Below are 26,524 nucleotides of genomic sequence, written 5' to 3' on the forward strand. Positions count from 1 at the left end.
CCGGGCACTTGGGTGCCCGGCCGCCGTCGTGCGTTTACTGCCTGAGGCGAACGCCGTCAGCGCAGCCCCTTGAAGACGTTCTTGGGCCTCTGCATCTCACCGTGCTTGGCGCCAAGGACGATGACAGAGGCGGCGAAGGCGGGGATGGTCCACTGCAGCAACTTCAGCTGCTTCTGCGCCGACTGCAGTTTCGCGGACGAGCCGGACCGCGGTTCGGTGGCACCTTCGGCACCCTCATCGGCCAGCTTGTCCACCTTCTTCCCCAGCACACCCGCGTACAGGGTGACCGCGGCCCCCGCCACCGTGACGGCCGTCTTGTAGATGGTGTCCCGGGCCACGCCCTCCTGGCTTGCAATCCTGTCCTTGTTTTCAAGCGCAATGAACAGGTCTGCAAGCAGGTGGGTTGCGAAGGCGGCCGTCTGGACCGGAGCCCATTTCATCCAGCCGCGGCTCGAGAGGCGCGTGCGCTCGGCGGGGTCATTCGCCTCAGCAGCGGCTCCGTTGAGGCCGACCGCCCCCATCAGGGAACCGCCAAACCAGGCCGCTGCCGTGAGGTCATGAACAGACCGTGCAAAAAGGTTTCCAGCCATGATGTCCTTCCTAATACGAGAGTTCAATCCGGAACAGTGGCTGTGACGGGCCCTGGGTCCAGGTGCCCGGCAGCCGAACCAATAACATGGTCCCCACATGGTAAGCACACTTACTAACGTTACGATAGCCCGTAATATCAATGGTTCTGTGCGTAAAATCAAGGCCATGGGATCAACAGGAACACTGTTCGGCTGGGCATTCGGGGACTCCGAACGCGAGGACGACCAGGCGTACGTGGACGGGCTGAAGGGCGAGGCGCTGGCGAACGCGACGCAGGCCGCCAAAAGCAAGGGCTTCGACGTCGAGGCAGGCTCGGAAGTATTCACCGTCCTCAGCGCCGGCGACGCCCTCGTCGACATCGACACCGCGCCCGACGACCTCGTGGTGCGCTGCACGGTGAAACTCGTGGGTGAGGGCGCCGAGCGCATCCACGCGGAAGGGCCGATGAACGGCTAAATGCCGTACGGCACAACGCAGGACGGCTAAGCGGGAACGGCTACCGGAGGGCATTACGGACAACGACTCGACCATCAGCGAGGCGGCCGACGCCGCGGAGGCTGCATCGAACACCAAGGCGCTCGATGTCGTCGCGCGTTCCGGTTTCGCTGTGATGGCTCTGCTGCACGTCGTTCTGGGTGCCATTGCGATTGCCCTGGCCTTCGGCCATCCCGGGGAGGCCGAGCCCACCGGCGCCATCGAACAGCTGGCCGCCAACCCCTGGGGCCCGGCAGTCATGTGGGCGTGCCTGATCGCGTGCTGGGGGCTCGCCCTCTGGCAGCTGAGCGAGGCCACGCTCCGGGCCCGCCATCTGCCGCGCAAGGAACGGATCGGGAAGCTGATCTCCTCCGGCTTCCTCGCGATCGCTTATGGCAGCGTTGGGCTCAGCTTCGGCGGTTTCGCGGTGGGTCTTCGCGGCGACTCAGGCGAATCAACACGGGACGTGAGCGCGGCTCTCCTCAGCAACCCCTTTGGCGGCGTGATCCTTAGCGCCCTCGGCCTGACCGTCATCGGCGTGGGCATCTACTTCGTGGCGAAGGGCTTCCGGCGCGGCTTCAAGGAGGAGCTCTTCCACTTCGACGGCACCCGCCGGGGCAAACTCATCGACACCCTGGGTGTGACCGGTCACGTGGCCAAAGGCATCGCGCTGTTCCTTACCGGGCTGCTCTTCGCCATCGCGGCCGCCAAACACACCCCCCAAGAATCCACCGGCCTCGACGGCAGCCTGAAGGCCTTGCGCGACCATGTGTACGGGCCCTACCTGCTGTTTGCCATCGGTGCCGGCTTCATTTGCTACGGAATCTTCGCCCTGGTCCGGTCAAAGTTCGGCAGGATGTAACCATGGGGAAGGGTCCAATCATGGGAAGGCTACGCATGAAAAGACGATTCAGCGGTGATCCGGGCGGGGCACCACGTCGGACGTCCAGCCGTGCCTCCAACCGGGCGGCAGACCTCGCCGGGCACGGTTTCGCTGCCGTGTTCCGGGCGATCAAGGCAGTGCGCCCCGTTCGCCCCATCCATCCGCGCGGCATTAGCCTGGTGGGGGAACTGAACCTCACGGGCGCCGCGGGCCGAGCAGCGGCAGGTCTTCCGGCGGCCAGCGGAATCGCCTGGCTCGACGACGCCGGGACCCGCCAGGTGCGCGGCCGGTTCTCCCGTTCGGTGGGCCTTCCCGAGTCGCTGCCGGACATACTGGGTTTGGCGCTGCGGACTTCGGCCGCTTCCGGTGACACCGGTGCTGCGGGCGCCGGCGACAGTGCCGACGTCGGGGATGTCCTGTTTGCTTCGACCGGCTGGGGCGTTCCTGGCCGCTTCATGCTGTTGCCCAAGCTGGATGTTGGGAGCGCAAGGTTCACCACGCTGATGCCGTACAGGGGTGCCAACGGCCCGGTCCTTTTGGGGCTACGCACAGTGTCGCTGCCCGGGCGCGCGACCGGCAGGGCGGACACCAGGGGAAACTTCAAGGAGTCGCTGGCCACCGGAGACTGGACCTTGGCCCTGCATTACGCCACCCCGGCAGGCCGGTGGGTGCAGGCCGGTCTGCTGCATCTGAGGGCCGCGGCGCACGACGCCGGGCACACGGACAGTACGGAAACGGACAGTACCAAGACAGAAGGTGCGGACACGGCCATCCGGTTCGATCCGCTGAAACATCCCCTGCCCGGCGCCGGGACATATCCCTGGGCCCGCCGGCTCCGGGAGCGCTCGTACCGGGCCGCCCGGCGCCCCTCTCCCCGCATTATTGGCGCCCCGGATCCCGCCGGGTTCACAGCCGCAGACCGGAACTCCGCCAACCGGCGCCATGGTTCGGCCGACGAAAGGAACACCATGTCAACCGTCACCCAGGTCTTCAATTCACCGGCATCGTCAGTATGGAAAGTTATCGCGGACGGCTGGCTCTACTCCGGCTGGGTGGTGGGCGCCTCGAGAATCCGCTCAGTGGACGCGCACTGGCCGGAGGTCGGCTCGCTGCTCCATCATTCCGTGGGCTCGTGGCCGCTGCTCATCAACGATTCAACCAAGGTGACGGCGGCCGACCCGGGGCGGCAGCTGGAACTGATCGCGCGCGGCTGGCCCATCGGCGAGGCCAAGGTGGTCATTACGCTCGAGGAACTCGGCGAGCAGTGCCGGGTCACGATGAGCGAGGACGCCGTCCGCGGCCCAGGCCTGGCGGTTCCCAAGGCGCTGCGGGATCCGATCATCACAGTGCGCAACCGGGAAACCCTGCAGCGCCTCGAGCTCATGGCCGCCGGCGGCGCGGGTAACTGACGCTGCGGGCTTAACAAACAAACGCGCGAACCGGCAGATAATGACGTCAAACCAGGGGTTTGGGGTCATTAGCTGCCAGTTCGCGCGCTGGAAAAGAGGACGTTAGACGCTGGCGGCAATCCCGTCACGGGAGATGGAGACCATGTCCTCGCGCGGCACCACCTTGATGCGCTCACGCACAACCTCAACACCGTGCGAGCCGCCAGCCGCAGTGGCCTCGGCGCCGAGGGCGAGCTCGTGGGCGTCCAGGGCCAGCCAGCCTTCCCAAGTGGTGAATTCCACGCCGCGGCTTTCAAGCAGGTCGACGACGGCGCTGGCAGCAGGTGCCTCGGCAACCGGCAGGTTTTCGCGGTCTTCCAGCAGGAAGGTCACGGTCTCCAGAGCGTCGCCCTTGGTGTGGCCGATCAGGCCGACCGGTCCGCGCTTGATCCAGCCGGTGGCGTAGATACCTGGGACGTGCTCGCCGGAGGCATCCAGGACGCGGCCGCCGGCGTTCGGGACAACGCCCTTCTTGTGGTCGAACTCGACCTCCGGCAGGGCGGAACCGAAGTAGCCGATGGCGCGGTAAACAGCTTGGACCGGGTAATCGATGAATTCGCCGGTGCCACGGGCATTGCCCGTTCCGTCCAGCTCGGTGCGTTCAAACTTCATGCCGCTGACGCGCCCGGGGTTCTCGGCGTCGTCGTAAATTTCCACCGGGCTGTGCAGGAAGTGCAGGTGCAGGCGGCGGGAGGCCTTAAGCTCGGAGACGTCCTCGGGCTGCTCGGCGATCCAGTTGGTGAGCGTTCCAACCATGGTCTTGATCTGGTTGTTGCTCTGGATCTGGCGGTCCGATTCCTCGTCGAACTCGAAGTCCTCCGGGTACAGGATGATGTCCACATCCTTGGAGTGGGACAGCTCGCGCAGCTCCAGCGGGGTGAACTTCACCTGGGCCGGGCCGCGGCGGCCGAAGACATGGACGTCCGTGACCGGCGACGCCTTCAGGCTGGCGTAGACGTTGTCCGGGATTTCGGAGACCAGCAGGTCGTCGGCGTGCTTGGAGAGGACGCGGGCCACGTCCAGGGCCACGTTGCCGTTGCCGATCACGGCGATTTCCTTGGCATCCAGCGGCCATTCGCGGGACACGTCCGGGTGGCCGTCGTACCAGGATACGAAGTCGGCGCCGCCGAAGGAGCCCTCGAGTTCGATGCCCGGGATGTTCAGGTCGGCGTCCTTGATGGCACCGGTGGCGAAGATGACGGCGTCGTAGTGCGTCTTCAGGTCCTCGATGGAGAGGTCCGTGCCGTAGTCCACGTTGCCGAAGAAGCGGATGTCGCCGCGGTCCAGGACCTTGTGCAGGGCGTTCACGATGCCCTTGATGCGCGGGTGGTCCGGGGCCACACCGTAGCGGATCAGGCCGTAGGGCGCCGGGTAGCGGTCAAAGAGGTCGATGCTCACTGTCAGCTCGCCGCTCTTGACGGCCTCGCTCTTGGTGAGGATGTCCGCTGCGTAGACGCCGGCCGGGCCGGATCCGATGACGGCCACGCGCAACGGGCGGGCGGCGGTTCCTACGGGAGTGCTGGTTGACACGGCTGTGTTCCTTTTCTTCTGCATCGATTGCTCCGTAGGCGCCCTTTTGAACCTTCATAAGGGCAGTTATGGAGCAATCGACGGGTTTCAGGGGGTGAGAACGCGGGTGGTGCTTGTGCGGGGCTTGTTGGGGCTGGTGGTGCTGTAGTCAGCGGTTTTGAAGTGCGACGGCGCGAAGGGGCTGACGCGGACAACGTCACCGATGACGATCACTGCAGGATTGGCGACGCCGGCGGCCTCGGCCTGGTCGGCGATGGTGCCGAGGGTGCCTATGGTGACGCGCTGGTCCGGCAGGTAGCCGTTTTCAACAATACCAACTGGTGTGTCACTGGGCAGGCCGGCTTTGCCGAGGGCGGACGCGGATTCGCGGAGCTGGCCCACGCCCATGAGGAGCACCACGGTGTGGTCGGCGCGGGCCGGGACCTCGGACAGTTCCTCGTGGCCGGTGACAACGCTGAAGCCCTTCGCCAGGCCGCGGTGCGTGACCGGGATGCCGGCGGCGGCGGGGACGGAGATCGCGGAGGTCACACCGGAAACGACTTCAACCTCGACGCCGTGCCGGCGGCAGAATTCTGCTTCCTCGCCGCCGCGGCCCAGGACGTACGGGTCGCCGCCTTTGAGGCGCACCACGCGGTGGCCCTGAAGTGCCTCTTCGACGAGGATCCGATTGATCTCGGCCTGCGGCACGGGGTGGTGGCCGGGGGTTTTGCCCACCTCAATGACGCGGACGTCCGGGGCAAGTTCGTTGAGCAGTTCACGGGGGCCGAGGCGGTCGGCGACGACGACGTCGGCCTGGCCGAGCAGCCGGCGGCCGCGGACGGTGATGAGGCCGGTGTCGCCGGGGCCGCCACCGACAAGGGCGACGGATCCACGGTGGGCGCGGCGGCGGCGCAGCGGCAGGTCACCGGATTCCAGGGCGGTGGCAACGGCATCGCGCAGGGCCATTGCACGGCGCGGGTCTCCCCCGGCGTTGACGGCGATCTTGACGTCGTCCACTTCGGCGACAGCGGGTGTCCAGGCAGCTGAGGATTCGTGGTCGGAAGCGTTGACGCACCAGACGCGCTGCGCCTCCGCGTCGGCCGCTACGCGGGTGTCGACGGCGGGATCGCCGGTGGCGGTCTGGACGAACCAGACGCCGTCGACGTCTTCGGAGCGGTAGGTGCGTGGCTCCCAGGTGAGAAGGCCGGCGTCGGCGAGTTCACGGAGCGCGGTGATGGCCTCGGGGGCAACGACGGTGACGCGGGCACCGGCGTCGAGCAGGCCCTTCGCGCGGCGCGCGGCAACGCGTCCGCCGCCCACCACCAGCACAGGGCGGCCGAGGAGGCGCAGCGCCGTGGGGTAAATGTCCTGAATTGCCATGAATCAACGGTAGGGCCGCGTCACATTCCCCAACAACGCAACGGAAACACCAGTTCACGCAAGGTAACGCAGCGTCACATTAGTTTCTCCCAAGGTTCAGGCCCGGCGCGTGCATGCGGGACGAAGAATGTCTGTGGCCAGCCCTACAATGACTGGGATCGGGATCGCCGATCGGTCTCAACATGGGGGAAGGACACTAGTTGTCTCTGCACGAAAACGTCCGTTCGCGGACGCGCCCTGGTCTTCTGACCAGGAGCATTGCCACAGCCGGCAGCATCGCGTTGCTCGCCGGACTCCTGATGGCTCCGGCAGCACAGGCGCTGCCGATGGACACAGGCACTGTCACGGAGCCCGCACCGGCTCCGGTTGAGCCGGCACCCGCGGATCTTTCTCCCGCAGACCCGGCTCCAGCTGATCCGGCTCCAGCTGACCCGGCACCTGCCGACCCAGTTCCGGCCGGCGAGCCGTCGGCGGACGTCACGCAGACGGAAACGGTGCCCGCCGAGGTGACACCGGCGGAAACAGCGCCTACGGAAACGGCGCCTGCCGAAGTGGCTCCGGCCGCTCCTGAAAACATCAGCCTTCCGGTTATTGAGGGGGACCCCGTCGTCGGCGGCACCCTCACATCCACTGGCGGGAAGTGGACGGGTGCCGCCTGGATCCAGTACAGCTGGATCGTCGACGGCGTTCCCGTCCAGACGGCCGGTCACGTGCTCGACGAAGCCGATGTCCTCAACATCCTCCCGTCCATGGCGGGCAAGAGCGTAGAGCTCACTGTCACGGCATCATCGGACGCACAGACCGCCGGAACCGAAGCGTCAGCCGTGGCCGTTAGTGTGCGACCGGCAGCCTTCACTGTTGCCTGGAGCAACGCGGTGACCGGCAGGCCAGCGGTCGGGCAGGAAGTGCGGTTGAACCCGCTCACCATTCAAGGAACCGTGACCTACCAGTGGTTCCGGGGTGCCGTGGCCATCACGTCGGCGACAGCCGCACGCTATGTAGTCACCCCTAGCGACGTGGGACAGAAGCTGTGGGCCAAACTAACCCTGTCAGCGCCGGGCTTCACCTCGATGCAACTCTCCTCCGCCCAGGTCACGGGCGTGGCTGCGACCTTCGTAACCGCACCGGTGCCCACCGTCAGCGGAACTGCGCGCGTGGGTCAGGTACAGACGGCGAACCCCGGAGTCTGGGCCCCCACCGGTGCGGCGTTGTCCTACCAGTGGTACCGCGGAACTGCGGCCATCGCTGGCGCTACCGGCCGTACATACACCACGTCCGCGGCCGACTACGGCAAGGCCCTCAAGATGCGTGTGCGGGCAACCAAGGCAGGCTTCGTCACCGTTGACCGTTTCTCCGCCACTCGCAGCATTGCGGCCGGATCGATTGTTGCCACCAAGTCCCCCGTGGTGACGGGTGTTCACCGGTTCGGCCAGACCCTGGGCATATCGCAGGGCTGGACACCTGGCGTCAGCTACAAGTACCAGTGGTACCGGAACGGCGTGGCCATCCGCGGCGGAACGGCTTCGTGGCTCTACCTCAGCCCTGGATACATCGGGTCCAAGGTCAACGTGAAGGTAACAGTATCCAAGGCCGGTTACACGGCCCGTTCGGTAACCACCAAGCAGGTCACGGTAGGCAAGGCGGTCATCACCGCGCGCACGGCGCCGAAGATCACCGGAGCTTTGTGGCTGGGGGCGACGCTCACGGCGACCCCCGGCACCTACTCCCCCGCGCCGTCGGCCTACGCGTACCAGTGGTATCGCAATGGCGTGACGATCTCGGGCGCACGTAACAGGACCTACCGGGTAACCGGTGCGGACAACGGGAAGTCTCTGTCCGTGCGGGTCTGGGCCAGCAGAACCTACTACGACACCCGGGTGGCAACCAGCCCGGCTGCGAAACTTCCCACCTGGGCAGTGACGGTTCTTCGCGGCGACGGCACGTACCGGGTGGGAACGCAGATCAAGCCGGGGCTGTACAAGGCCACGGGATCGGGCAGCGGCTGCTACTGGGCACGGCTGAGCGGCTTCGGAGATACTCTGGACGATATCAACGCCAACTACTTCGGACCGGCACGAACCTACGTCCAGATCTTTCCGGGTGACGTCGGGTTCGAGACTAAGGGTTGTGGCAACTGGACAACGGTTCCGTCCACCGGAGCCAAGGCAACAAGCATCACTAAAGATGGGACTTACAGGGTGGGTATCGACATACTGCCCGGAACGTACTATGGCTACGCTGCTGCCGGTGACGTCTGCTACTGGGCAACCTTGAGCGGGTTTACCGGCACCTTTTACGATATTTATGACAACGACCTGCCCTCCGGGTGGATCACTGTCACCATCCCCTCTTGGGCAAAGGGCTTTGAGGTGCACCGCTGCGGGACGCTCACCCGATTCTGAACTTCGGTTCGCGAAAGCCCGACGGTGGTTCTCCGCCGTCGGGCTTTCTTATGCCCTCAGGCTTGGCTGGGCCGATGCCGTAGTGGGGCACTTTGGCGGCCGACACGCCCTGACAGCACCCATTTCTCGGCGTGTCCGGGGCAATGTGCCCCACTTTGGCAGCAGGCGCCGGGGCAGCCGGCACCCAGCAGACAGCAGAAAGCCCGACGGCGGGAGTCGCCGTCGGGCTTTCGGGTTGAGTCTGGAGGTGCTTAGCGGGTGCTGCCTGCCAGGAGGCCTCGGCGCTGGAGCAGGCGCTTCTCGATCGGCGCGAACACCAGCAGCTCGATCAGGATACCCACGGCCAGGATCAGGAGGATCGCTGACATCACGATGGTCATGTCGGCAAGGTCGCGGCCCTGGTTCAGCATGGAGCCAAGGCCGAAGCCGATCGTGCCGCCCACCGCAATGATTTCCGCGGCCATGAGCGAACGCCAGGAGAATGCCCAGCCCTGCTTGAGGCCGCTGAGGTAGCCCGGAAGTGCCGCGGGAAGGATGATCTGCACGGCCATCTGCAGCCGCGACGCGCCCAGGACGGTGCCCACGCTGCGGTACTGCGGCGGGATCTGGTCAACTCCGGAGATCAGGCCGTTGATGATCGACGGGATGGCGCCCATGAACACCACGAAATACACCGTGGCGTCGGTAAGGCCGAACCAGATGATGGCGGCCGGCACCCAGGCCACCGACGGCAGAACCTGCAGGCCGGAAATCAGTGGCCCGAATGCCCTGCGCAGCGGCGCCACCTGGGCCAGGAGCAGCCCGACCGGTGTGGCGATCACAACGCTGATCAGGAACCCCAGAAGCCCGCGCTGCAGCGATGTCCAGACGGCCTCCTGCAGCGACCCCTCAGCCCACAGCGTGGCGAACTGCTCCAGCACGTCCATGGGGCCGGGCACCTGGTCGCGGCGCTTGATGCCCAGCGAGACGTAGAACTGCCAGATGATGATCAACACCGCGACGGCTGCGATCGGCAGCAGGATCCGGCTCCAGTCGATGCGCGCCTTGCGGACCGCGTCCGACTGCAAAGAGTCCAGCCCGGATTCGAGTTCGCGCAGGTCCGCCGAGCCAGTGGAGGACCGGGTCAGCGCGGCGTGCACCTTCTCTGCGGCGCCGGTTGAGATCGAGGTTTCGACGGGCGGGGTCTCAACAGGCTCGACCACTGGGGTCTCGGCCACGGGAGATGAGTTACTTGGCATGGCGGCGGATCTCCTCTCGCAGCCGGGCGGTGATGACCCCGGTCAGCTGTCCGGCAAGACCGGCGTCGGTACGGTGTTCTTCGGTGACTTCCCATTCCTGCACCACGCGGCCGGGCCGGGAGGACAGCAGCAAAACGCGTTGGCCCAGCCGCACCGCCTCGCGGACGTTGTGGGTCACAAAGACGATGGTGCGTCCGGTTTCCTTCCAGATGCGCTCAAGTTCGTCGTGCAGCAGGTCGCGGGTGATGGCGTCCAGCGCCGCGAACGGCTCATCCATGAGGAGCAGCTGGCGGTCCTGCGCGAGCGAGCGGGCCAGAGCCACGCGCTGGCGCATGCCGCCGGACAGCTCGTGCGGACGCCGGTCAGCGGCCTCGGCCAGGTGGACCAGTTCCAGCAGCTCGGCGGCTTTGACACGCCGCTCGGCCTTGCCGACGCCGCGCAGCTTAAGCGCCAGCTCCACGTTCTCGCGGGCGGTGAGCCACGGGAACAGGGCAGAGTCCTGGAACATAAAGGCGGCGCCGTCGCTGGGCACCTCAAGGGCGCCCGACGTCGGGAGCTCCAGCCCCGCCATGATGTTCAGCAGGGTGGACTTGCCACAGCCGGACGCACCCAGGAGTGCGACGAACTCGCCCCTGCCGATGGTGGCGTTGACGTCGTCCAGCACCGGGGCGCCTTCGCCGAAGCGCTTGCCCAGGTTCTCCAGTACGACTGGCATGGTTCCGTCCTTTGTTCGTGGTGCGTTAAATGCAGCGGCGCAGATGCGAGGCCGGGCTAATCCTGGCCCAGCCCTGCAGCTGTGATTTTTTCCGTGGCCACTGAATTCAGCGCCCGGAGATCGAAGAGGCCGTTGAGGTCGGCCTGCTTGGTGGTGCCGGCATCGACGCCGTCCTGCAGCAGCTTCTTGTACGTTCCCGCCAGCGGATCCACCGTGAACACGATGTTCTTCAGCGAGCGGTCAAGGACGTTCTGCGCCAGTGCCTTGCCTGCGTCCTGTTTAAGGGCGGCGTTGACGACGGCGGCCTTCTCGGCGGAGGGGGCGTCGTTAAGCCATTTCACGGCTTGGACGTGGCCCTTAAGCAACGCCTCCACGGTCCGCGGGTGCTCCGCGGCGAACTTCTTGTTCACGATCAGGATGGTGGTGGGGAACTCTCCTGGCTTGCCGCTCAACGACCCGTCCCACAGGTCCTTCTCGTCCACCAGGACCTTGGCCCCGGCCTGAAGCACCAGGCGGGAGGCCCACGGCTCAGGCACCCACGCGCCGTCGAGCTTGCCGTCCTGGAACAGCTTCAGGGTCTGGGCGTTCTCGGTCGGATTGATGGCAACGTCCCCGCCGCCGTCGGGAGTGGTCTTGTAACCCTGCTTGCCCAGCCAGGCGCGCAGCGCGACGTCCTGGGTGCCACCCAGCTGCGGGGAGGCCAGGGTCTTGCCCTTCAGATCAGCTGCGCTCTTGATTTCCGGCTTGACCACCAGTTGCGCGCCGCCGGAAGCCGCCCCGGCGATGACGCTGACGGACTCGCCCTTGCTCTTGACGAAAGAATTGATGGCCGGATTCGGACCGATGTAGGTGGCATCGATCGCGCCGGCGTTCAGGGCCTCGATAGCGGCGGGGCCGGCGTTAAATACCTGGGTGCTGAGCTTGGTGTCGCCCAGCTCCTTCGCGATGAAGCCCTTCTGGACGCCCACCAGTGCCGGGGCATGCGTGATGTTTCCGAAGTAGCCCAGCTTTAGCTCGGCCGCCGGGGTACCCGCCGCGTCAGGAGCCGCCGAGGCATTGGAATCCCGGGCCACTGCCGACGCAACCACCGCTCCAACACTGATCAGCAGGACCAGGCCGACAGCCAGCGCGACTTCCAAGGCGCGGCGGCGCTTGGGCGTCTGGCTTTCGCCGGCCACAATGCGGGTCATGCCCGGCCTGGAAGTACTCATGGATTCACCATAGGGACTGGCGTAAACACGGTTCAACGGAGCGGAAACCGGGGGTCACGCACGTTCATGCAACGTCACATTCGGCCACAAGATTGGCTTGCCCGTGCGCCCTTAATATTTCAGGGGTTAATCCCCCTTGACATTAACGAGCTGGCGCAGCCGGTGCCGAACCTTCACGAGGTCCGCGGCGTCGTGCATGACCTGGTCGATGGGCTTGTAGGCGGCCGGGATCTCGTCGATGAACGCCTCGGTGGCCCGGAACTCGATGCCGTGCATGGCCTCCTTCAGCTGGGCGAGCGAGAACGTCTTGCGCGCTGCGTTACGCGAATACTCCCGGCCTGCACCGTGCGGTGAGGAGTTCAGGGAGGCGGTGTTGCCGAGTCCCACCACGACGTAGGACGCCGTCCCCATGGACCCCGGAATCAGGCCGGGATCGCCGGCTTCGGCCCTGATGGCGCCCTTGCGCGACACCCAGACCGACTTGCCGTAATGCGTTTCCTGCTGGGTGAAGTTGTGGTGGCAGTTGATCCGCTCCGTCTCCTTGACCGTCCCGCCGACCCAATCACCGAACTGCCGGATCACGCGGTCCATCATCTCCTCGCGGTTCAGCAGGGCGAAGTGCTGGGCCCAGCGCAGCTCCTTGATGTACCGCGAGAACTCGGGCGTGCCCTCCTCCAGGTACGCGAGGTCCGGGTCCTCCAGGCTAATGCGCTTGTCGCGGGCCACGCCCTGCGCCACCCTGATGTGGTGCTGGGCAATCTTGTTGCCGATGCCGCGTGAACCGGAGTGCAGGAACAGCCAGACGGCGTCGGTCTCGTCGGTGCACACCTCGATGAAGTGGTTGCCGGACCCGAGCGAGCCGAGCTGCAGGTCCCATTTCGCCACATACTGCGCGGGGTTGAACCCGGCCTTTTCGGCGCGCCTGTGCAGCTCCGCGACGCGCGGCTCCGCGGTGGCCGTCACCTTGCGGTTGTTGTGGCCCGCGGACAGCGGAACGGCGCGCTCGATGTTCTCGCGCAGCGGCTTCCGGTCCCGCGGCAGGTCTTTGAGCGTGTACTGGGTACGGACCGCGATCATGCCGCAGCCGATGTCCACCCCGACGGCGGCGGGAATAATGGCGCCAAGCGTCGGGATGACGGATCCCACCGTTGCGCCCTTGCCCAGGTGCGCGTCGGGCATCAGTGCCAGGTGCGGGTAGATGAAGGGCAGGCGGGAGGTCGTCAGGGCCTGCTCGCGGGTCTTGTCGTCCAGGATGGATGCCCAGTTGATGAGCCGGCTGGTAATGGATTCCATGCTTCGCCTCCCACTGACTTAACGAGGACTAACGTAATTCCTAGGCTAGACCTCGCCCCGCAGCGGTACGACAATATCGACTCTTCACAGCGGCTGACGACCGGACCGATCGACGTCGGATCCAAGGTTGCCAATGATCCGCAGAGCAACGCGCAAGGACCTGCAGAAGCCGAAGTCGGTCCTCGAAGCCGGCGTCTAACGTCCGACACATAACGCGGGCTCGCCGGAACGGAGCGAGGCCGCCGTACGGATACGGCGGCCTCGTGCTCTTCCGGCGAAATCAGATGCTGTAGCGCTCGTCCTCGTGGTCGCCCGGGTGGTCCTTGACCAGGCCGGCGGCGAGGGTGTTGCCATCTAGCGGGTCGATCACCAGGAACGCGCCCGTGCGGCGGTGGTGCAGGTAGTTCTCGAGCGGCAGCGGGGCGGCGAGCCGGAGCTGCGCGTGGCCGATGTCGTTGAGCTCCAGGCTGGAGGCACCCTCGAGGTTGAAGGTGGCCAGGTCCAGCTTGCCGTTGACGCTGCGGACCAGGGCCTGCACGGTGCGGGTGCCGTGCTTGACCAGGACCTTGGCGCCCTCGCGGAGCGGTTTCGGGGACAGCCAGCACAGCTGGGCGTACAGGTCGGCGCTGCTTTCGCGGACAGTGCCGGCGGCGGCGATGGTGTCACCGCGGGCGACGTCGAACTCCTCGGCCAGCCGGATCGCCACCGACTGCGGGGCGGTGGCTTCCTCCAGCGAGGCGCCGGCGAAGTCGATGCCGGTGACTGTGGTGGTCCGCGGGTCCTGGCCGGGGGTCAGCACGCTGACCTTGTCCCCCACCTTCACGGAGCCCTCGGTGATCTGCCCGGCGTAGGCGCGGTAGTCGCGGTATTCCTCGACGTCGAGCCCGCCGGCAACAGCGTCCGGTGCAAGCGCACCCTGCGGCCGGATGACCAGCTGCACGGGGAAGCGGAAGCTCTCCAGGTGGCTTTCGAGTTCATCAGCAGCGGGCAGCGTCTCGAGCACCTCGAGCAGCGCCGGGCCGGTGTACCAGGGGGTGCGCGCCGAGCGCTCCACCACGTTGTCGCCGTCGAGCGCGGAAACGGGAACCACCAGCAGATCGGTGATGCCATCAGACCCGAGGCCCAGCTCACGGCCAACCTTTTGAACGTCGGCCTCGATCTCGCGGAACACGGTCTCGCTGAAGTCCACGAGGTCGATCTTGTTCACGGCCACGATCACGTGGGCCACGCGCAGCAGCTGCAGCACGGACAGGTGCCGGCGGGTCTGCTCCAGGACACCCTTGCGGGCGTCAATGAGTACGACGACGGCATCCGCGGTGGACGCGCCGGTCACCGTGTTCTTGGTGTACTGAACGTGCCCGGGGCAGTCCGCGAGGATGAAGCTGCGGCGGTCCGTGGCGAAGTAGCGGTAGGCGACGTCGATGGTGATGCCCTGCTCGCGCTCGGCACGCAGGCCGTCGGTCAGCAGGGCGAGGTCGATGCCGCCGGCCGCGCCGCCGAAGCCGCGGTCGGCCGAGGTGCGGGCAACGGCGTCGAGCTGGTCTGCCAGGATCGCCTTGGAGTCGTGCAGGAGGCGGCCCACCAAAGTGGACTTCCCGTCGTCGACCGATCCGGCGGTGGCGAAGCGGAACAGCGAGGCGGAAGCGAGCGGGGCCTCGTCAAGGAGCGCCGCGGCGCGGGCGGTGTCAATGTCGGTAGTCATTAGAAGTAGCCGTCCTTCTTGCGGTCTTCCATGGCGGCCTCGGAGATGCGGTCATCCGCACGGGTGGCGCCACGTTCAGTGATGGTGGAGGCGGCAACTTCGATCACGACGTCGCGCACTGTAGCGGCAGCCGACTCAACGGCGCCGGTGCAGGACATGTCACCGACGGTCCGGTAGCGGACGGTCTTGGTGATGACTTCCTCATGCGGCAGCGGCTGGGAAACCTCGCCCACCGCACGCCACATGCCGTCGCGGGCAAAGACCTCGCGGTCGTGGGCGTAGTACAGCCCCGGAAGTTCGATGTTTTCGCGCTCGATGTAGCGCCACACGTCCAGCTCGGTCCAGTTGCTGATGGGGAACGCACGGACGTGCTGGCCCACGGTGTGGCGGCCGTTGTAAAGGTTCCAAAGTTCGGGGCGCTGGTTGCGCGGGTCCCACTGGCCGAACTCGTCTCGCAGGCTCAGGATGCGCTCCTTGGCGCGGGCCTTGTCCTCGTCGCGGCGGCCGCCGCCGAAGACGGCGTCGAACTTGTTGGACTGGATGGCATCCAGGAGGGGGACGGTCTGCAGCGGGTTGCGGGTGCCGTCGGCACGCTCAGCCAGCTCGCCGCGGTCAATGAACTCCTGCACGGAGCCGACGACGAGCTTCAGGCCCAGCCGCTCCACGGTCCGGTCGCGGAAGTCGATGACCTCGGGGAAGTTGTGGCCGGTGTCCACGTGCAGCACGGGGAACGGGACCTTGCCAGGCCAGAACGCCTTGGTGGCCAGGTGCAGCATGACCACGGAGTCCTTGCCGCCGGAGAACAGCAGCGCCGGCTTCTCGAACTCGGCCACAACCTCGCGGATGATGTGGATCGCTTCGGATTCAAGGGTGTCCAGGCTGGAGAGGCGCGTGGATTCAGCGGCGTCGGTCACCAGGGTGGGCTCCTCAGTAATGAAAGTGCTCATACGTGTAGTCCGCATTCTGTCTTGTTGGTTCCTGCCCAGCGGCCGGCGCGGGGGTCCTCGCCGGCAGCCACCTTGCGCGTGCAGGGCTGGCAACCGATGGACGGGTAGCCCTGGGACAGGAGCGGGTTGACGGGCAGGAGGTTGTCGTCGGAGTACTGGACCAGCTGGTCGAATGTCCAGGCGGCCATCGGGTTGACCTTGACCAGGCCGTTGGCCTCGTCCCACGTCACCAGCGGCGTGTTGGTGCGGGTGGGGGCCTCGTCGCGGCGGACGCCGGTGAACCACAGTTCGTAGCCGGAGAGCGTGCGGCGGAGCGGGGCCACCTTGCGCAGGGCGCAGCACTGGGCGGCGTCGCGGGCGAACAGGTCCTTGCCCAGGAGCCGGTCCTGCTGCTCCACGGTGTTCTCCGGGAGCACTTCAACCACATTGACGCGAAGGTTTGCGGCCACCTCGTCGCGCGTGGCGTAGGTTTCCGGGAAGTGGTAGCCGGTCTCCAGGAACAGGACGTCGACGCCGGGAAGCTGGTCAGCGACCAGCGCCGGCAGGACGGCGTCGGCCATGGAGCAGGCGACGGCGACGGCGGGCATGTCGAAGTTGCGCTCGACCCAGGCGATGACGTCGCGGGCCGGGGCGTCCCAGCCGAGCTCGGCGGCGCCGGCCTCGGCGAGGGCCTTCAGCTCTTCGTGGGAGCGGAGTTTTGCTTCAACATCGGTCACTGGAGTGCCTCCTCGTCTGCTGCGTGGGCCCACTCGGCGAAGGTCTGTCCCTCGGCGCGGTCGGCTACGAACTTGCGGACAACCCGTTCAACGTAGTCGGGCAGGTCGGCGACGTAGACCTTCAGGCCGCGGACAGTACGTCCCAGGCCGGCCTCGTCGCGTTCAACGGAAGCCAGCCCGCCGCCCAGGTGAACCTGGAAACCCGGGGTGGGGTCGCCGTCGGGCGTGGGAAGCATCATGCCCTTGAGCCCGATGTCCGCGGTCTGGATTCGGGCGCAGGAGTTGGGGCAACCGTTGATGTGCAGCGACAGTGCCTGCGGGAGCTGGCCGCTGTCCGCGAGGTCGGCGAGGCGGCGTTCCAGCTCCGCGACGGCAGTGGCCGCGGTGACCTTGGTTTCCACGATGGCGAGCTTGCAGTATTCGATGCCGGTGCAGGCGATGGTGCCGCGGCGGAACACGGACGGGCGGGCGGACAGACCCAGGGCGTCGAGTTCGGCCACGAGCGGCTCCACCTCGTCCTTGGGAACGTCCAGCACCACGAGCTTCTGGTGCGGGGTGGTGCGCAGGCGGTACGAGCCGCGGGCCTCGAGGGTGTCGGCGAGCTTCACCAGCTGCGCGCCGGAGAGGCGGCCGGCAATGGGGGTGGCGCCGATGAAGAACTTGCCGTCCTTCTGCTCGTGCACTCCCACGTGGTCGCCCGGGGTGGAGGGCTTGGGTGCGGCGGGGCCGTCAGCCAGCTTGTAGCCGAGGTATTCGTCCTCAAGGATCTGGCGGAACTTCTCCGGACCCCAGTCGGCCATGAGGAACTTCAGTCGGGCCTTGGTGCGCATGCGGCGGTAGCCGTAGTCACGGAAGATGCTGGTGACGCCGAGCCACACGTCCGCGGCCTGCTCCGGCTTCACGAAGGCGCCGAGGCGCTTGCCGAGCATCGGGTTGGTGGAGAGGGCGCCGCCGGCCCATAGGTCGTAGCCGATGCCGAGTTCAGGGTGCCTGACGCCAACGAGGGCGAAGTCGTTGATCTCGTGCACCACGTCCTGGCTCGGGTGGCCGGTGATGGCGGTCTTGTACTTGCGCGGCAGGTTGGACAGCAGCGGGTTGCCGATGAACCGCTCGCCCAGCTCTTCGATGAGCGGGGTGGGGTCGATGATCTCGTCCTTGGCGATGCCGGCCACGGGCGAGCCGAGGATGACGCGCGGAACGTCGCCGCAGGCCTCGGTGGTGGACAGGCCGTTGCTCTCGAGGCGGCGCCAGATCTCCGGGATGTCTTCGACGCGGATCCAGTGCAGCTGGATGTTCTGGCGGTCCGTGAGGTCCGCGGAGTCGCGGGCGAAGTCCACGGAGATCTGGCCGATGACGCGCAGCTGCTCGGTGGTCAGGGCGCCGCCGTCGATCCGGACGCGGAGCATGAAGTACTTGTCCTCAAGCTGGTGCGGCTCCAGCGTGGCGGTCTTGCCGCCGTCGATCCCGGGCTTGCGCTGCGTGTAGAGGCCCCACCAGCGGAAGCGGCCGTGCAGGTCCTGGCCAGGGATAGCGTCGAAGCCTTCCTTGGCATAGATGGACTCGATACGCTCGCGGACGTTGAGGCCGTCGTCTTCCTGCTTCCAGGTTTCGTTGGCGTTCAGCGGGGTGGTTCCGTCCACCTTCCACTGGCCGTGAGGCTTGGCGGCGGGTCGGGAGGCACGGGCCGGGCGCGCGGGCTTGTCCGTGGCCGCTCCGGCTACAGCTGTATCAGTCATGCATCGACTGTAGGGCCGCCCCGAAACACGTCACAAAGGCCCGGAAATGCTAAGTCACCTAAGGAAACATTTCGTCATGACTCGCCGGGAGGCCTTGAACGGCGCCGCCGGCTGTGCATTCCGGGGCTTGCTTCGCGGTGCTTTTCAGGACCTGACCGCGTGCGCCGCCAGTGCGGCGTCGTACCGTTCCAGCGCTATCTCCGCGAGCACCGGCGAGGGCAGCAACGGCTCGGTCACGAGGTCCGCCCCGGCCTTGGCGAGCTGGTCGTGGAAGAAGCCCGGCGCCAGGAGGTACGAGGCCACCACCACGCGCCCGCCAAGGCTCACGCCCCCGGCCGACTCCCCCGCCCCGGCGCCGCCCGCGGCTTCCTCGCGGAGCATGGCCACGGCTTCGGGCACGGACGGCTTGGCCGAGGCACCGTATGCAGGGACGATCCGGTTGGAGCGCAGGGCCCTCAGCTGGTCTGCCAGTTCCTCAACGCTGACCGCGGCGTTCGGGTTGGACGAGCCCGCGGCGGCGAGCACGATCGCGTCGTTGTCCGTAACCCCGGCTTCCCGCAGCCGCTGGTCCAGCAGGGCGGCGAGGCGCGGGTCGGGTCCCAGCGGCGCCGCGGCCGTCGTGCCCGGCCGGCCCTTCACGGCCTTCGCGATGTCCACCTTCACGTGGTAGCCCACACTGAGCAGCAAGGGCACGACGACGGCGGACGTGCCGGCGGCGCCATGCCCACCGGCGGCAGCACCGCCGTCGGCCGTTGCTATGGAGCCGGGATCCGCGGGGAGCCCGGCCACGACGTCCACCAGATCGGGCTCCTGGACGTCCACATATGCTTCGCGGACGTCGAGCCCCGGACGCAGCGCGGCGATGGCGTCGCGGAGGGCGTTGACCTCGGCGGCTCCTTGCGCGTTGGAGGTCCCATGGGCACAGGCGATCAGGATCGGGCTATTCATAGGGGCTAGCGTAACGTTGGAGCTGCACTGTCCGCCCCTTGAAATATGCCGGGACGCTCCATGACATTCTCTTTTGACTTCGCCCTGGCATGGCTGGACCTGGCCGGCATCTTCTTTTTCGCGGTGTCCGGATCGCTGCTGGCCGCACGGAAGCAGTTCGACCTACTCGGGTCTCTCCTGCTCGCCTCCCTGGTCTCGCTCGGCGGGGGCGTAATCCGCGACATCATCCTCAACTCCGGCCCGCCCGCCGCGTTCAGCAACCCGGCCTACCTGGTGCCGCCGTTGCTGGCCGCCGGGCTGGTGTACTTCCTGTTCTCCAGCGTGCAGCGCTACACCTCACTCCTCATCCTGTTCGACGCCGCGGGCCTGGCCCTGTTCTGCATCACGGGGACGCTCAAGGCGCTGTCCCTTGGAATGAACCCCGTCGCCGCCGTGCTGCTCGGGGTCACGACGGCGGTGGGCGGCGGCCTGCTGCGCGACATCACCGCCAACGTGGTGCCCCAGCTGTTCGACGCCCGGGATCTCTACGCGCTGCCGGCCTTCCTGGGCGCCGGACTCACCACAGTCCTGTGGCTGCTGGGTGCGTTCAACGCCCTCTCGGCGTGCGCCGTGGCGGCCCTGGTCTTCGCGTTCCGGGTAGTGGCCTGGCGACGGTCATGGCGCATCCCGCTGGCGGTCCGCGGGTGGCACCGGCTGGGCTTGGAACCCGGCAATTCGAGGGGCCGGGATTAGCTAGGATAAGAGCCATGACTGACATGTTCCTCGAGAAGTTCCGTGCGCTTGTTCCGAAGTATCTCGAAGACGAATGGCAGGAAGAGGACGGGCTGTCCGCCGAGGAACTGGACGCCGAGCTCTCCGACCACAAATTCACCATCCCCCTGGTGCTGCGCGAGTTCTACCTGGCACTCGGCGGGTGCGAGGACCTCATGGAGGCCTACCACTACTTCTGGGACCCCGAGGAACTCGAGGTGGACGACGAAGGCTTCCTCATGTTCCTGGAGGACGAGGAAGAAAACTTCACTTGGGGCTTCCGCACCGGCGACCTGAGCGTCCCCGACCCTATCGTGTACCGCCGTAACAACGCCCGCGGCCAGTGGAAGAGCGAGGAAGGCACCTTCTCGGAGTTCGTCTTCGACATGTTTGACTGGGCCTTCACCGACGAGGACTAGTTTCTGCTGCCGTCCTGACCCTGTTTGGTCGCGTCCGGGCCGCGAGTCGCCGCTTTCCTCGGCGTGTCGCGGGACCCGCAGACCAAAGTAGGTCACGACGGCGTCACTCGGGAGCAAACCTGCCAAGTGTCCGCAGACGGAGCACCGCCAGGACCTCTTCCACCATGGCCTCGGAGTGATAGACCACGTCGTCGTAGTAATAGCGCAGCGTAAGAAACCCCCCCGCGCATGCCGGCGTTGTTTCTCCGCTGATCTTTCTTGACCTGCCGGGGTTCAAAGTGCGTGGACCCGTCCAGCTCCACCACGAGACATTCCTCAACCAGGCAGTCAACCTCGCCCACCCCTGGTAAGGGAACATGCATGCGGACAGTGAGTCCGGCCCGGACAAAGTGGGTATGGGCCAGGACCTCCAGGACGGAATCTGCCCGCGGTATAAGCAGCCCCAGTACCGCGCGGGCGCGGCCGTTCCTGTTCCCGATGAGTTTCTCCCTCAGGAAGTCGGCGGATATCTGGCCCCGACCGGTCGCTGACTGTACCAGCGCGAGCGCTTCAAGCTCCGGCAGGCACTTGAGTGCGTGCAGGAGCACGTCGGCCAAGCCCGCCACCGGATGGCCGGGTTCGGATGCGTGCATACATGGAGCGTGGTCAATCACGCCGACCTTTGGCACGCCGTTGCCGCAACTCAGGTGCACTTCCAGTGGGGGATGAAGGGCCCACAGGCTGTAAAAGCGGGCCGCCGACACGCATGTGAGCCGGCCGTTCGCTCTGAAGGCGGCCAGGACGCCGTCGTCCGCGGCGTGCAGTGCGTAGACCCCCCGCAGCGGCCGGTACAGTCGGCCGGAATCCACCGCAGCCTCAAGGGCGGGACGCCGGAACCCGGCGCGCAGCAGATCGCCCCTTTTGGCCGCTCCCCCGCGGCGAACCAGATATTTCTCAAGGTCCATCGCTCCACTGTCCGCGCACTCAGGCCTGTTGGGGAGCCGCGGGTTTGCTTATGTGCACAAAACAGACGCCGTCCGTCATGACCCGGTTTGACGGCCATCTCCTCAGAACGTGCCATGCCAACGGCGTGTCTTCCGGCTCGGGAGACCAAGCAGGGTCACGACGGCGCCGCCTCGCGAGATTGGACTGTGTGACACGCCGCTTAACAAGAGACTTCGCCGATGTGACAAAACTGTCATAGAGTGTTTCTCGGATCCACTGAATGCCTCCGGTGGATCTGATGCGAACGGAGAGACGGCCCCGGTTCCGCGCAGCGTTTGACTCGTAACGCTGCAGGGAAACGGGGCCGTTCCGTTTAAGCCGGTTAAGCCGGGAGGGCCCGGCACCTCACGGATACCGGGCCCAAAGATATGGCCAAGCTAGCTGGCGCGGTCCACCACGGCGTGCGCGAAGCTGGACAGCGAGGCCTTCACAACGCCCTCGGGCAGCGGGTCCAGCGCGGCGATGGCTTCGGCCGCCCAGGCACGGGCCACCACCCAGGATTCCGCCGTGACTGGGTGCTCGCGCAGCCCGGCGACGGCTTCGGCGAGGGCCTCATCCGAGGAGAGGTCGCCGTCGATAAGCTTGAGAAGTTCGACGGCGGACTGGTCACCGTCCGCCGCGGCCTTGCGGAGCAGCAGCACAGGCAAGGTGGGAACGCCTTCACGCAGGTCGGTGCCCGGGGATTTGCCGGACTTGACCTTGACACCCGTGACGTCAATGACGTCGTCGGCAAGCTGGAAAGCCACGCCCACCTTTTCGCCGTACTGCACCAGCACGTCCTCGTAGGCCTCGTCGGCGCCGGAGAATATGGCACCGAACTGGCCGGAGGCCGCCACCAGCGAGCCGGTCTTGTCCGCGATCACGGACAGGTAGTGCTCCACGGGATCCTCGTCCGGGCGCGGCCCGACGGTTTCGTGCAGCTGGCCGAGGCACAGCCGCTCGAAGGTCCGGGCCTGGATGCCTAGCGCGCGGCCGCCCAGCTCGGACACGAGGATGGAGGCGCGGGCAAAGATCAGGTCACCGGTGAGGACGGCCACTGAGTTGCCCCAGACCTCGTGGGCCGTTGGTGCGCCGCGGCGGAAGGGCGCGGAGTCCATCACGTCGTCGTGGTACAGCGTGGCCAGGTGGGTCAGCTCCACCACGACGGCGGCCTGCACCACGGAGGGCAGCGAGGCGTCACCCAGGTGGGCGCAGAGCAGTGTCAGCAGGGGGCGGATGCGCTTGCCGCCGGCCTCCACGAGGTGACGCGACGTTGCGTCAGCCAGGGGGTCGGAGTTGGCGATGGCTTCGCGGAGTTTCTTCTCCACCCGGGCCAGATTGGTGGTGAGGGCAGGACCCAGGTCCGGGTCTTCCGCAATGGCCGCGAAACCTGCCGGCAGCTGCAGTCCGGTGGCGATGGCAGTGGTGTTGAGGCTGGGTTCGGAGTCCGGCAGGCCATGCCCGGCGTGCGTCCAGCTGTGGTTCGCGGAGTTGGTCACGGGTTAACCCTAACTTTTTGTTGCGGAAACCGCTGATTTGGAGCCGGAGGGGGCAAGGGCGGAGGTGTTGGAGGTGGCCGGGACCAGCAGTTCCAGGAGGCGGATCACGCGGTCCTCGAAGCCCTTGGCCGACGGGTCGGTCAGGTTGGCCAGCAGCCGGACCACGAACCGCATCAGCACGGGAATGGGCATCCCGGTCCGCAGCGCGAGCTTCATGACAGCGGGCTTGCCGATCAGCGCGGCGAAGGCACGCCCCAGCGTGAAGTGGGATCCCCACTGTTCCCGCACATAGTCGGCGTACCCCGCGAGCCGGGTGTCGGCGTCGGACGCGTTCCAGCCCCCGGAGGCGGAACGGGAGCTGGCGTCAATGACGAACTCGGCCGCGAAGCGAGCGGACTCCATGGCGTAGGAGATGCCCTCGCCGTTGAACGGGGACACCATGCCGCCGGCGTCGCCGAGGAGCAGCAGGCCGGGCGAGTAATGCGGGGTGCGGTTGAAGCCCATGGGCAGGGCGGCGCCGCGGATCTCCCCCACCTGGTTTTCGGGTGTGAAGCCCCATTCGGAGGGCATGCCGGCGGTCCATTCGCGGAGCACCTGCTTGTAGTCCAGCTTGCCGAACTCCTTGGAGGAGTTGAGGATGCCCAGGCCCACGTTGGACGTGCCGTCACCGACGCCGAACACCCAGCCGTAGCCGGGCAGGAGTTTGCCGTCGCGGCCCGGAAGCTCGAGCCAGCCTTCCATCCAGTCGTCGTCGTGCCGCGGCGAGGTGAAGTAGGTGCGGACGGCGACGCCCAGGGGCCGGTCGTCGCGCTTCTGGATGCCGAGTGAGACGGCGGTGCGGGTGGAGTTGCCGTCGGCAGCAAGCACGACGTCGGCGCTGAAGTCCAGCGTCTCCCCCGTCTTCCGCCCGGACTCGTCCAGGACCGCTGCGCGCACACCGGTCACGCGGCCGTCACCGTTGCGGAGCGCCTCGGTCACGCTGTGGCGTTCCAGGACGGTGGCGCCGGCGGCCTGCGCGTGCCGGGCGAGTTCCTCATCGAAACCGAGGCGGGTACGGATCAGGCCGTACTGCGGAAAATCGGACACCTCGGGCCACGGCAGTTCGATGCTGCGGCCGCCGGCGAGCAGGCGCAGCCCCTTGTTCCGGCGCCAGCCGTCCTGTTCCGGGTGCGGCAGGCCGAGCTTCTGGATCTCGCGGACAGCCCGCGGAGTGAGGCCGTCGCCGCACACTTTTTCGCGCGGGAAGGTGGTCTTTTCCAGGACCGTGACGTCGATGCCGGCTTTGGCGAGGTAATACGCGGCGGTGGATCCGGCGGGACCCGCGCCAACAATCAGTACTTTCACAGTGTCAGCGTGCGGTCCGCGGGAGGTTGCGGCGCAGTTTGGCCACCGGGCCGGTGTGGGCTGCGATGGCTTCCGCCGAGCCGTTGCCCGTAAGGGGCTTGTGGGCGCGGTGGACGGCCACGATGCCGCCGCTCAGGTTGCGGTAGGTGACATCTTCCCAGCCGGCGTCCTGCAGCCATGCGGCGAGGTTGTCCTGGTCCGGCCAGGCCCGGATGGACTCGGCCAGGTAGACGTAGGCATCCGGGTTCGAGGACACCTTTGTGGCGATGGCCGGCAGGGCGCGCATGAGGTACTCGGTGTACATGGTGCGCCACAAGGGCACGACGGGCTGGGAGAACTCGGCGATGACCAGCTTGCCGCCCGGCTTGGTCACCCGGAGCATCTCGGCCAGGGCCTTCTTGGGCTCGTTGACGTTACGCAGGCCGAAGGAGATGGTGCTGGCGTCGAAGGTGTTGTCGGCGAAGGGCAGGTTGGTGGCGTCACCAGCGATGAAGTCGATGTCGGGGCGGCGGCGCTTGCCGACCTTGAGCATGCCGAGGGAGAAGTCACAGGCCACCACGTCTATGCCTGCATCGGCATATGGCTCGCTGGAGGTTCCCGTTCCGGCGGCCAGGTCCAGCACCCGCTGGCCGGCCCGCACGTCCATGGCTTCGACCACAACCTTGCGCCACCGGCGCGTCTGCCCCATCGAGAGGACATCGTTGACGACGTCGTATTTGGGTGCGACGTCGTCAAACATCGTGGCTACTTCGTCCGGACGCTTATCCAAGGATGCTCGGTTCACCATGTCATTGTCTCAAAAGTTCCGCAGCCTCCGTGACACAGCCGCCGCCGGGCGTGGTGCCCCGGCTGATCGGCGGGGAAACGCCCCCAACTTGCTGCGCGGAGTACTGTTGACCCATCATGACCAGCACGCTCCGCACCCTGACAGTCCCTTTGGATGGAGATTCGGCTCCCGAGGGGCTGCCGTCGTATCTGGTCCGCGATGACGTGCTGTGCTGGACCCGGCGTGAGGCCGGCCTGGTGGGCTTCGGCGAGGTGGCGCGCTTCACCGCGACAGGCCCCGAGCGTTTCCTCGAGGCGGACATTTGGTGGCGCCACTTGGTTATTGCGGCAGACATCACCGACCAGGTGGAGTGCCCCGGCACCGGCCCTGTGGCATTCGGTTCCTTCGCGTTCTCCAAGGCTTCTGACCACGAGTCCCGGCTGATCGTGCCGGAGATCGTGGTGGGCGTCCGGGACGGCCGCGCCTGGCTCACCCAGGTAACGGCCGACGATGGCGAACTCACCGAGGCGGGCGCGTTCGCCGCCCTGAAGGGGTGGCTGGAGTCGGACCCAACTGCCGCCGTCGTACTTCCAGACCCGGCCGAAGTTCCAGAGCCGGCGACGCTGCAGACCGGTTCCCTCAGCGAAGAGGATTGGATGGACGCCGTCACCGCCGGCGTCGCCGAGATCCGCACCGGGAAACTGGAGAAGCTGGTGCTGGCCCGGGACATCGTGGCGACGGTTCCCGAGGGCGTGAACGCGGCCGAGGTGCTGCGGCAGCTGGCAGGACGGTACCGGGAATGCTGGACCTACGGCGTGGACGGCCTCGTGGGCGCAACACCGGAAATGCTCATCCAGGTGGAGGGGCGCACCGCCCAGGCCCGGGTGCTCGCCGGGACGCTGGACCGGCGGGACGCCGTGGGCGAGGCCGGGCTGCCGCTGGACTATGCCGAGCGGGTTCTGGCCGGATCAGAGAAGCAGCGGCACGAGCACGAGATCGCCATCCAGTCGCTGACCACCCAGCTCGCGCCCTTCTCCGAGGCCATGAATGCTCACGACGAGCCGTTCATCCTGGAGCTGCCCAACGTGTGGCACCTCGCGTCCGACGTCAAGGCCGAGCTCGCCGAGGTGGAGGGCCACGTTCCCACCTGCCTTGCGCTGATCAATGCGCTGCACCCCACCGCCGCCGTGTGCGGCACGCCCACGCAGGTGGCGGGGGCACTGATCCGGAAACTCGAACACCTGGACCGGGGCCCATACGCCGGACCCGTCGGCTGGCTCGACGCGGCGGGCAACGGCGAGTGGGGCATCGCGCTGCGCGGTGCCGTCATCGAGTCCCCCACTACCGTCCGGCTGTATGCCGGATGCGGAATTGTGGAGGGCTCGCAGCCCGAGGCGGAGCTCGCGGAGACGTGGGCCAAGTTCCGGCCGATGCTGGAGTCGCTGGGGATCAGCAACTGATCTGACCCAGCCATCTGTGCACCTTACTGTCGAGGCCAGAGCACGTCCGGGATTCCGGACAGGCCTGGGATTAAAGCCCTTGAAAAACGCTGTGGTTTAGTTATCAAATAGTGAAACTTAGTTTTCTGTG

General features: G+C 66.8%; 23 protein-coding genes. 7 read left to right on the plus strand and 16 right to left on the minus strand.

Going from position 1 to position 26,524, the window contains the following annotated elements:
• Positions 1 to 56 precede the first annotated feature (56 nt).
• Positions 57 to 590, minus strand: a complete 534-nt coding sequence (locus G9E11_RS05480; RefSeq protein ID WP_190603677.1) for a hypothetical protein — start codon at positions 588 to 590, stop codon at positions 57 to 59.
• 166 nt (positions 591 to 756) lie between these two features.
• Here G9E11_RS05480 and G9E11_RS05485 point away from each other — a divergent pair, with 166 nt between their 5' ends.
• Genes G9E11_RS05485 through G9E11_RS20985 form a run of 3 tightly spaced genes read left to right on the plus strand, consistent with a single transcriptional unit; the run spans position 757 to position 3,357 of the window.
• The gene (locus G9E11_RS05485; protein WP_190603679.1) at positions 757 to 1,047 is read left to right on the plus strand and encodes a hypothetical protein; all 291 of its coding nucleotides are present in this window, start codon (positions 757 to 759) and stop codon (positions 1,045 to 1,047) included.
• 52 nt (positions 1,048 to 1,099) lie between these two features.
• Positions 1,100 to 1,927, plus strand: coding sequence for a DUF1206 domain-containing protein (locus tag G9E11_RS05490; RefSeq protein ID WP_190604202.1), 828 nt, complete (start codon positions 1,100 to 1,102; stop codon positions 1,925 to 1,927).
• Positions 1,928 to 1,962: 35 nt separating this feature from the next.
• Positions 1,963 to 3,357, plus strand: coding sequence for an SRPBCC family protein (locus G9E11_RS20985; RefSeq protein WP_246468755.1), 1,395 nt, complete (start codon positions 1,963 to 1,965; stop codon positions 3,355 to 3,357).
• Positions 3,358 to 3,459: 102 nt separating this feature from the next.
• On the opposite strand, the gene G9E11_RS05500 is transcribed toward G9E11_RS20985, so the two are convergent.
• Together G9E11_RS05500 and cobA are read right to left on the minus strand one after the other, a co-directional pair.
• Positions 3,460 to 4,926, minus strand: coding sequence for an FAD-dependent oxidoreductase (locus tag G9E11_RS05500; protein ID WP_190603680.1), 1,467 nt, complete (start codon positions 4,924 to 4,926; stop codon positions 3,460 to 3,462).
• An 87-nt stretch (positions 4,927 to 5,013) separates the two neighbouring features.
• Complete coding sequence (gene cobA, locus G9E11_RS05505) at positions 5,014 to 6,285, minus strand: uroporphyrinogen-III C-methyltransferase (RefSeq protein ID WP_190603682.1); 1,272 nt, start codon at positions 6,283 to 6,285, stop codon at positions 5,014 to 5,016.
• A gap of 200 nt (positions 6,286 to 6,485) precedes the next feature.
• On the opposite strand from cobA, the gene G9E11_RS05510 reads away from it, so the two are divergent.
• Positions 6,486 to 8,687 (plus strand): Rv1352/Rv1906c domain-containing protein, encoded by a 2,202-nt coding sequence (locus G9E11_RS05510; protein ID WP_246468757.1) that lies wholly within the window; start codon positions 6,486 to 6,488, stop codon positions 8,685 to 8,687.
• A gap of 251 nt (positions 8,688 to 8,938) precedes the next feature.
• On the opposite strand, the gene G9E11_RS05515 is transcribed toward G9E11_RS05510, so the two are convergent.
• From G9E11_RS05515 to G9E11_RS05555, 9 genes are all read right to left on the minus strand, one after another.
• Positions 8,939 to 9,925, minus strand: coding sequence for an ABC transporter permease (locus tag G9E11_RS05515; protein WP_190603684.1), 987 nt, complete (start codon positions 9,923 to 9,925; stop codon positions 8,939 to 8,941).
• A complete protein-coding gene (locus tag G9E11_RS05520) occupies positions 9,915 to 10,640 on the minus strand; it encodes an ABC transporter ATP-binding protein (protein WP_190603686.1) in 726 nt (241 codons plus the stop codon). Before G9E11_RS05520 ends, G9E11_RS05515 begins: the two co-directional genes overlap by 11 nt.
• 56 nt (positions 10,641 to 10,696) lie before the next feature.
• Complete coding sequence (locus G9E11_RS05525) at positions 10,697 to 11,851, minus strand: ABC transporter substrate-binding protein (protein ID WP_246468759.1); 1,155 nt, start codon at positions 11,849 to 11,851, stop codon at positions 10,697 to 10,699.
• 126 nt (positions 11,852 to 11,977) lie between these two features.
• The gene (locus G9E11_RS05530; protein WP_190603688.1) at positions 11,978 to 13,144 is read right to left on the minus strand and encodes an RtcB family protein; all 1,167 of its coding nucleotides are present in this window, start codon (positions 13,142 to 13,144) and stop codon (positions 11,978 to 11,980) included.
• Between the two features lie 280 nt (positions 13,145 to 13,424).
• The gene (locus G9E11_RS05535; protein WP_246468761.1) at positions 13,425 to 14,846 is read right to left on the minus strand and encodes a sulfate adenylyltransferase subunit 1; all 1,422 of its coding nucleotides are present in this window, start codon (positions 14,844 to 14,846) and stop codon (positions 13,425 to 13,427) included.
• Complete coding sequence (gene cysD, locus G9E11_RS05540; RefSeq protein ID WP_102971351.1) at positions 14,846 to 15,793, minus strand: sulfate adenylyltransferase subunit CysD; 948 nt, start codon at positions 15,791 to 15,793, stop codon at positions 14,846 to 14,848. The genes G9E11_RS05535 and cysD overlap by 1 nt, the downstream gene beginning before the upstream one ends.
• Entirely contained in the window at positions 15,790 to 16,509 is a 720-nt protein-coding gene (locus tag G9E11_RS05545) for a phosphoadenylyl-sulfate reductase (RefSeq protein WP_190603689.1), read from the minus strand. Before G9E11_RS05545 ends, cysD begins: the two co-directional genes overlap by 4 nt.
• The gene (locus G9E11_RS05550; protein ID WP_190603691.1) at positions 16,506 to 18,245 is read right to left on the minus strand and encodes a nitrite/sulfite reductase; all 1,740 of its coding nucleotides are present in this window, start codon (positions 18,243 to 18,245) and stop codon (positions 16,506 to 16,508) included. Before G9E11_RS05550 ends, G9E11_RS05545 begins: the two co-directional genes overlap by 4 nt.
• A gap of 144 nt (positions 18,246 to 18,389) precedes the next feature.
• Entirely contained in the window at positions 18,390 to 19,193 is an 804-nt protein-coding gene (locus G9E11_RS05555; protein WP_190603693.1) for a sirohydrochlorin chelatase, read from the minus strand.
• Between the two features lie 60 nt (positions 19,194 to 19,253).
• Here G9E11_RS05555 and G9E11_RS05560 point away from each other — a divergent pair, with 60 nt between their 5' ends.
• Both G9E11_RS05560 and G9E11_RS05565 read left to right on the plus strand, forming a co-directional pair.
• Positions 19,254 to 19,925, plus strand: coding sequence for a trimeric intracellular cation channel family protein (locus G9E11_RS05560; RefSeq protein WP_190603695.1), 672 nt, complete (start codon positions 19,254 to 19,256; stop codon positions 19,923 to 19,925).
• Positions 19,926 to 19,939: 14 nt separating this feature from the next.
• Positions 19,940 to 20,362 carry a hypothetical protein gene (locus G9E11_RS05565; RefSeq protein WP_190603697.1) on the plus strand — a complete coding sequence of 141 codons (423 nt, stop codon included), beginning with the start codon at positions 19,940 to 19,942 and terminating at the stop codon, positions 20,360 to 20,362.
• 92 nt (positions 20,363 to 20,454) lie between these two features.
• On the opposite strand, the gene G9E11_RS21585 is transcribed toward G9E11_RS05565, so the two are convergent.
• From G9E11_RS21585 to G9E11_RS05580, 4 genes are all read right to left on the minus strand, one after another.
• Positions 20,455 to 21,306, minus strand: a complete 852-nt coding sequence (locus G9E11_RS21585; protein ID WP_349769241.1) for a type IV toxin-antitoxin system AbiEi family antitoxin domain-containing protein — start codon at positions 21,304 to 21,306, stop codon at positions 20,455 to 20,457.
• A 417-nt stretch (positions 21,307 to 21,723) separates the two neighbouring features.
• Positions 21,724 to 22,824 (minus strand): polyprenyl synthetase family protein, encoded by a 1,101-nt coding sequence (locus tag G9E11_RS05570; RefSeq protein WP_190603699.1) that lies wholly within the window; start codon positions 22,822 to 22,824, stop codon positions 21,724 to 21,726.
• A gap of 9 nt (positions 22,825 to 22,833) precedes the next feature.
• Positions 22,834 to 24,168, minus strand: coding sequence for a geranylgeranyl reductase family protein (locus G9E11_RS05575; RefSeq protein ID WP_190603701.1), 1,335 nt, complete (start codon positions 24,166 to 24,168; stop codon positions 22,834 to 22,836).
• Between the two features lie 4 nt (positions 24,169 to 24,172).
• Positions 24,173 to 24,952, minus strand: coding sequence for a demethylmenaquinone methyltransferase (locus G9E11_RS05580; protein WP_190603703.1), 780 nt, complete (start codon positions 24,950 to 24,952; stop codon positions 24,173 to 24,175).
• 119 nt (positions 24,953 to 25,071) lie between these two features.
• Between G9E11_RS05580 and G9E11_RS05585 the strand changes: the two genes are divergently transcribed.
• Positions 25,072 to 26,394 (plus strand): isochorismate synthase, encoded by a 1,323-nt coding sequence (locus G9E11_RS05585; protein WP_190603705.1) that lies wholly within the window; start codon positions 25,072 to 25,074, stop codon positions 26,392 to 26,394.
• Positions 26,395 to 26,524 lie beyond the last annotated feature (130 nt).

Source organism: Arthrobacter ipis (genome assembly GCF_014694315.1).
Classification (GTDB): Bacteria; Actinomycetota; Actinomycetes; order Actinomycetales; family Micrococcaceae; genus Arthrobacter; species Arthrobacter ipis.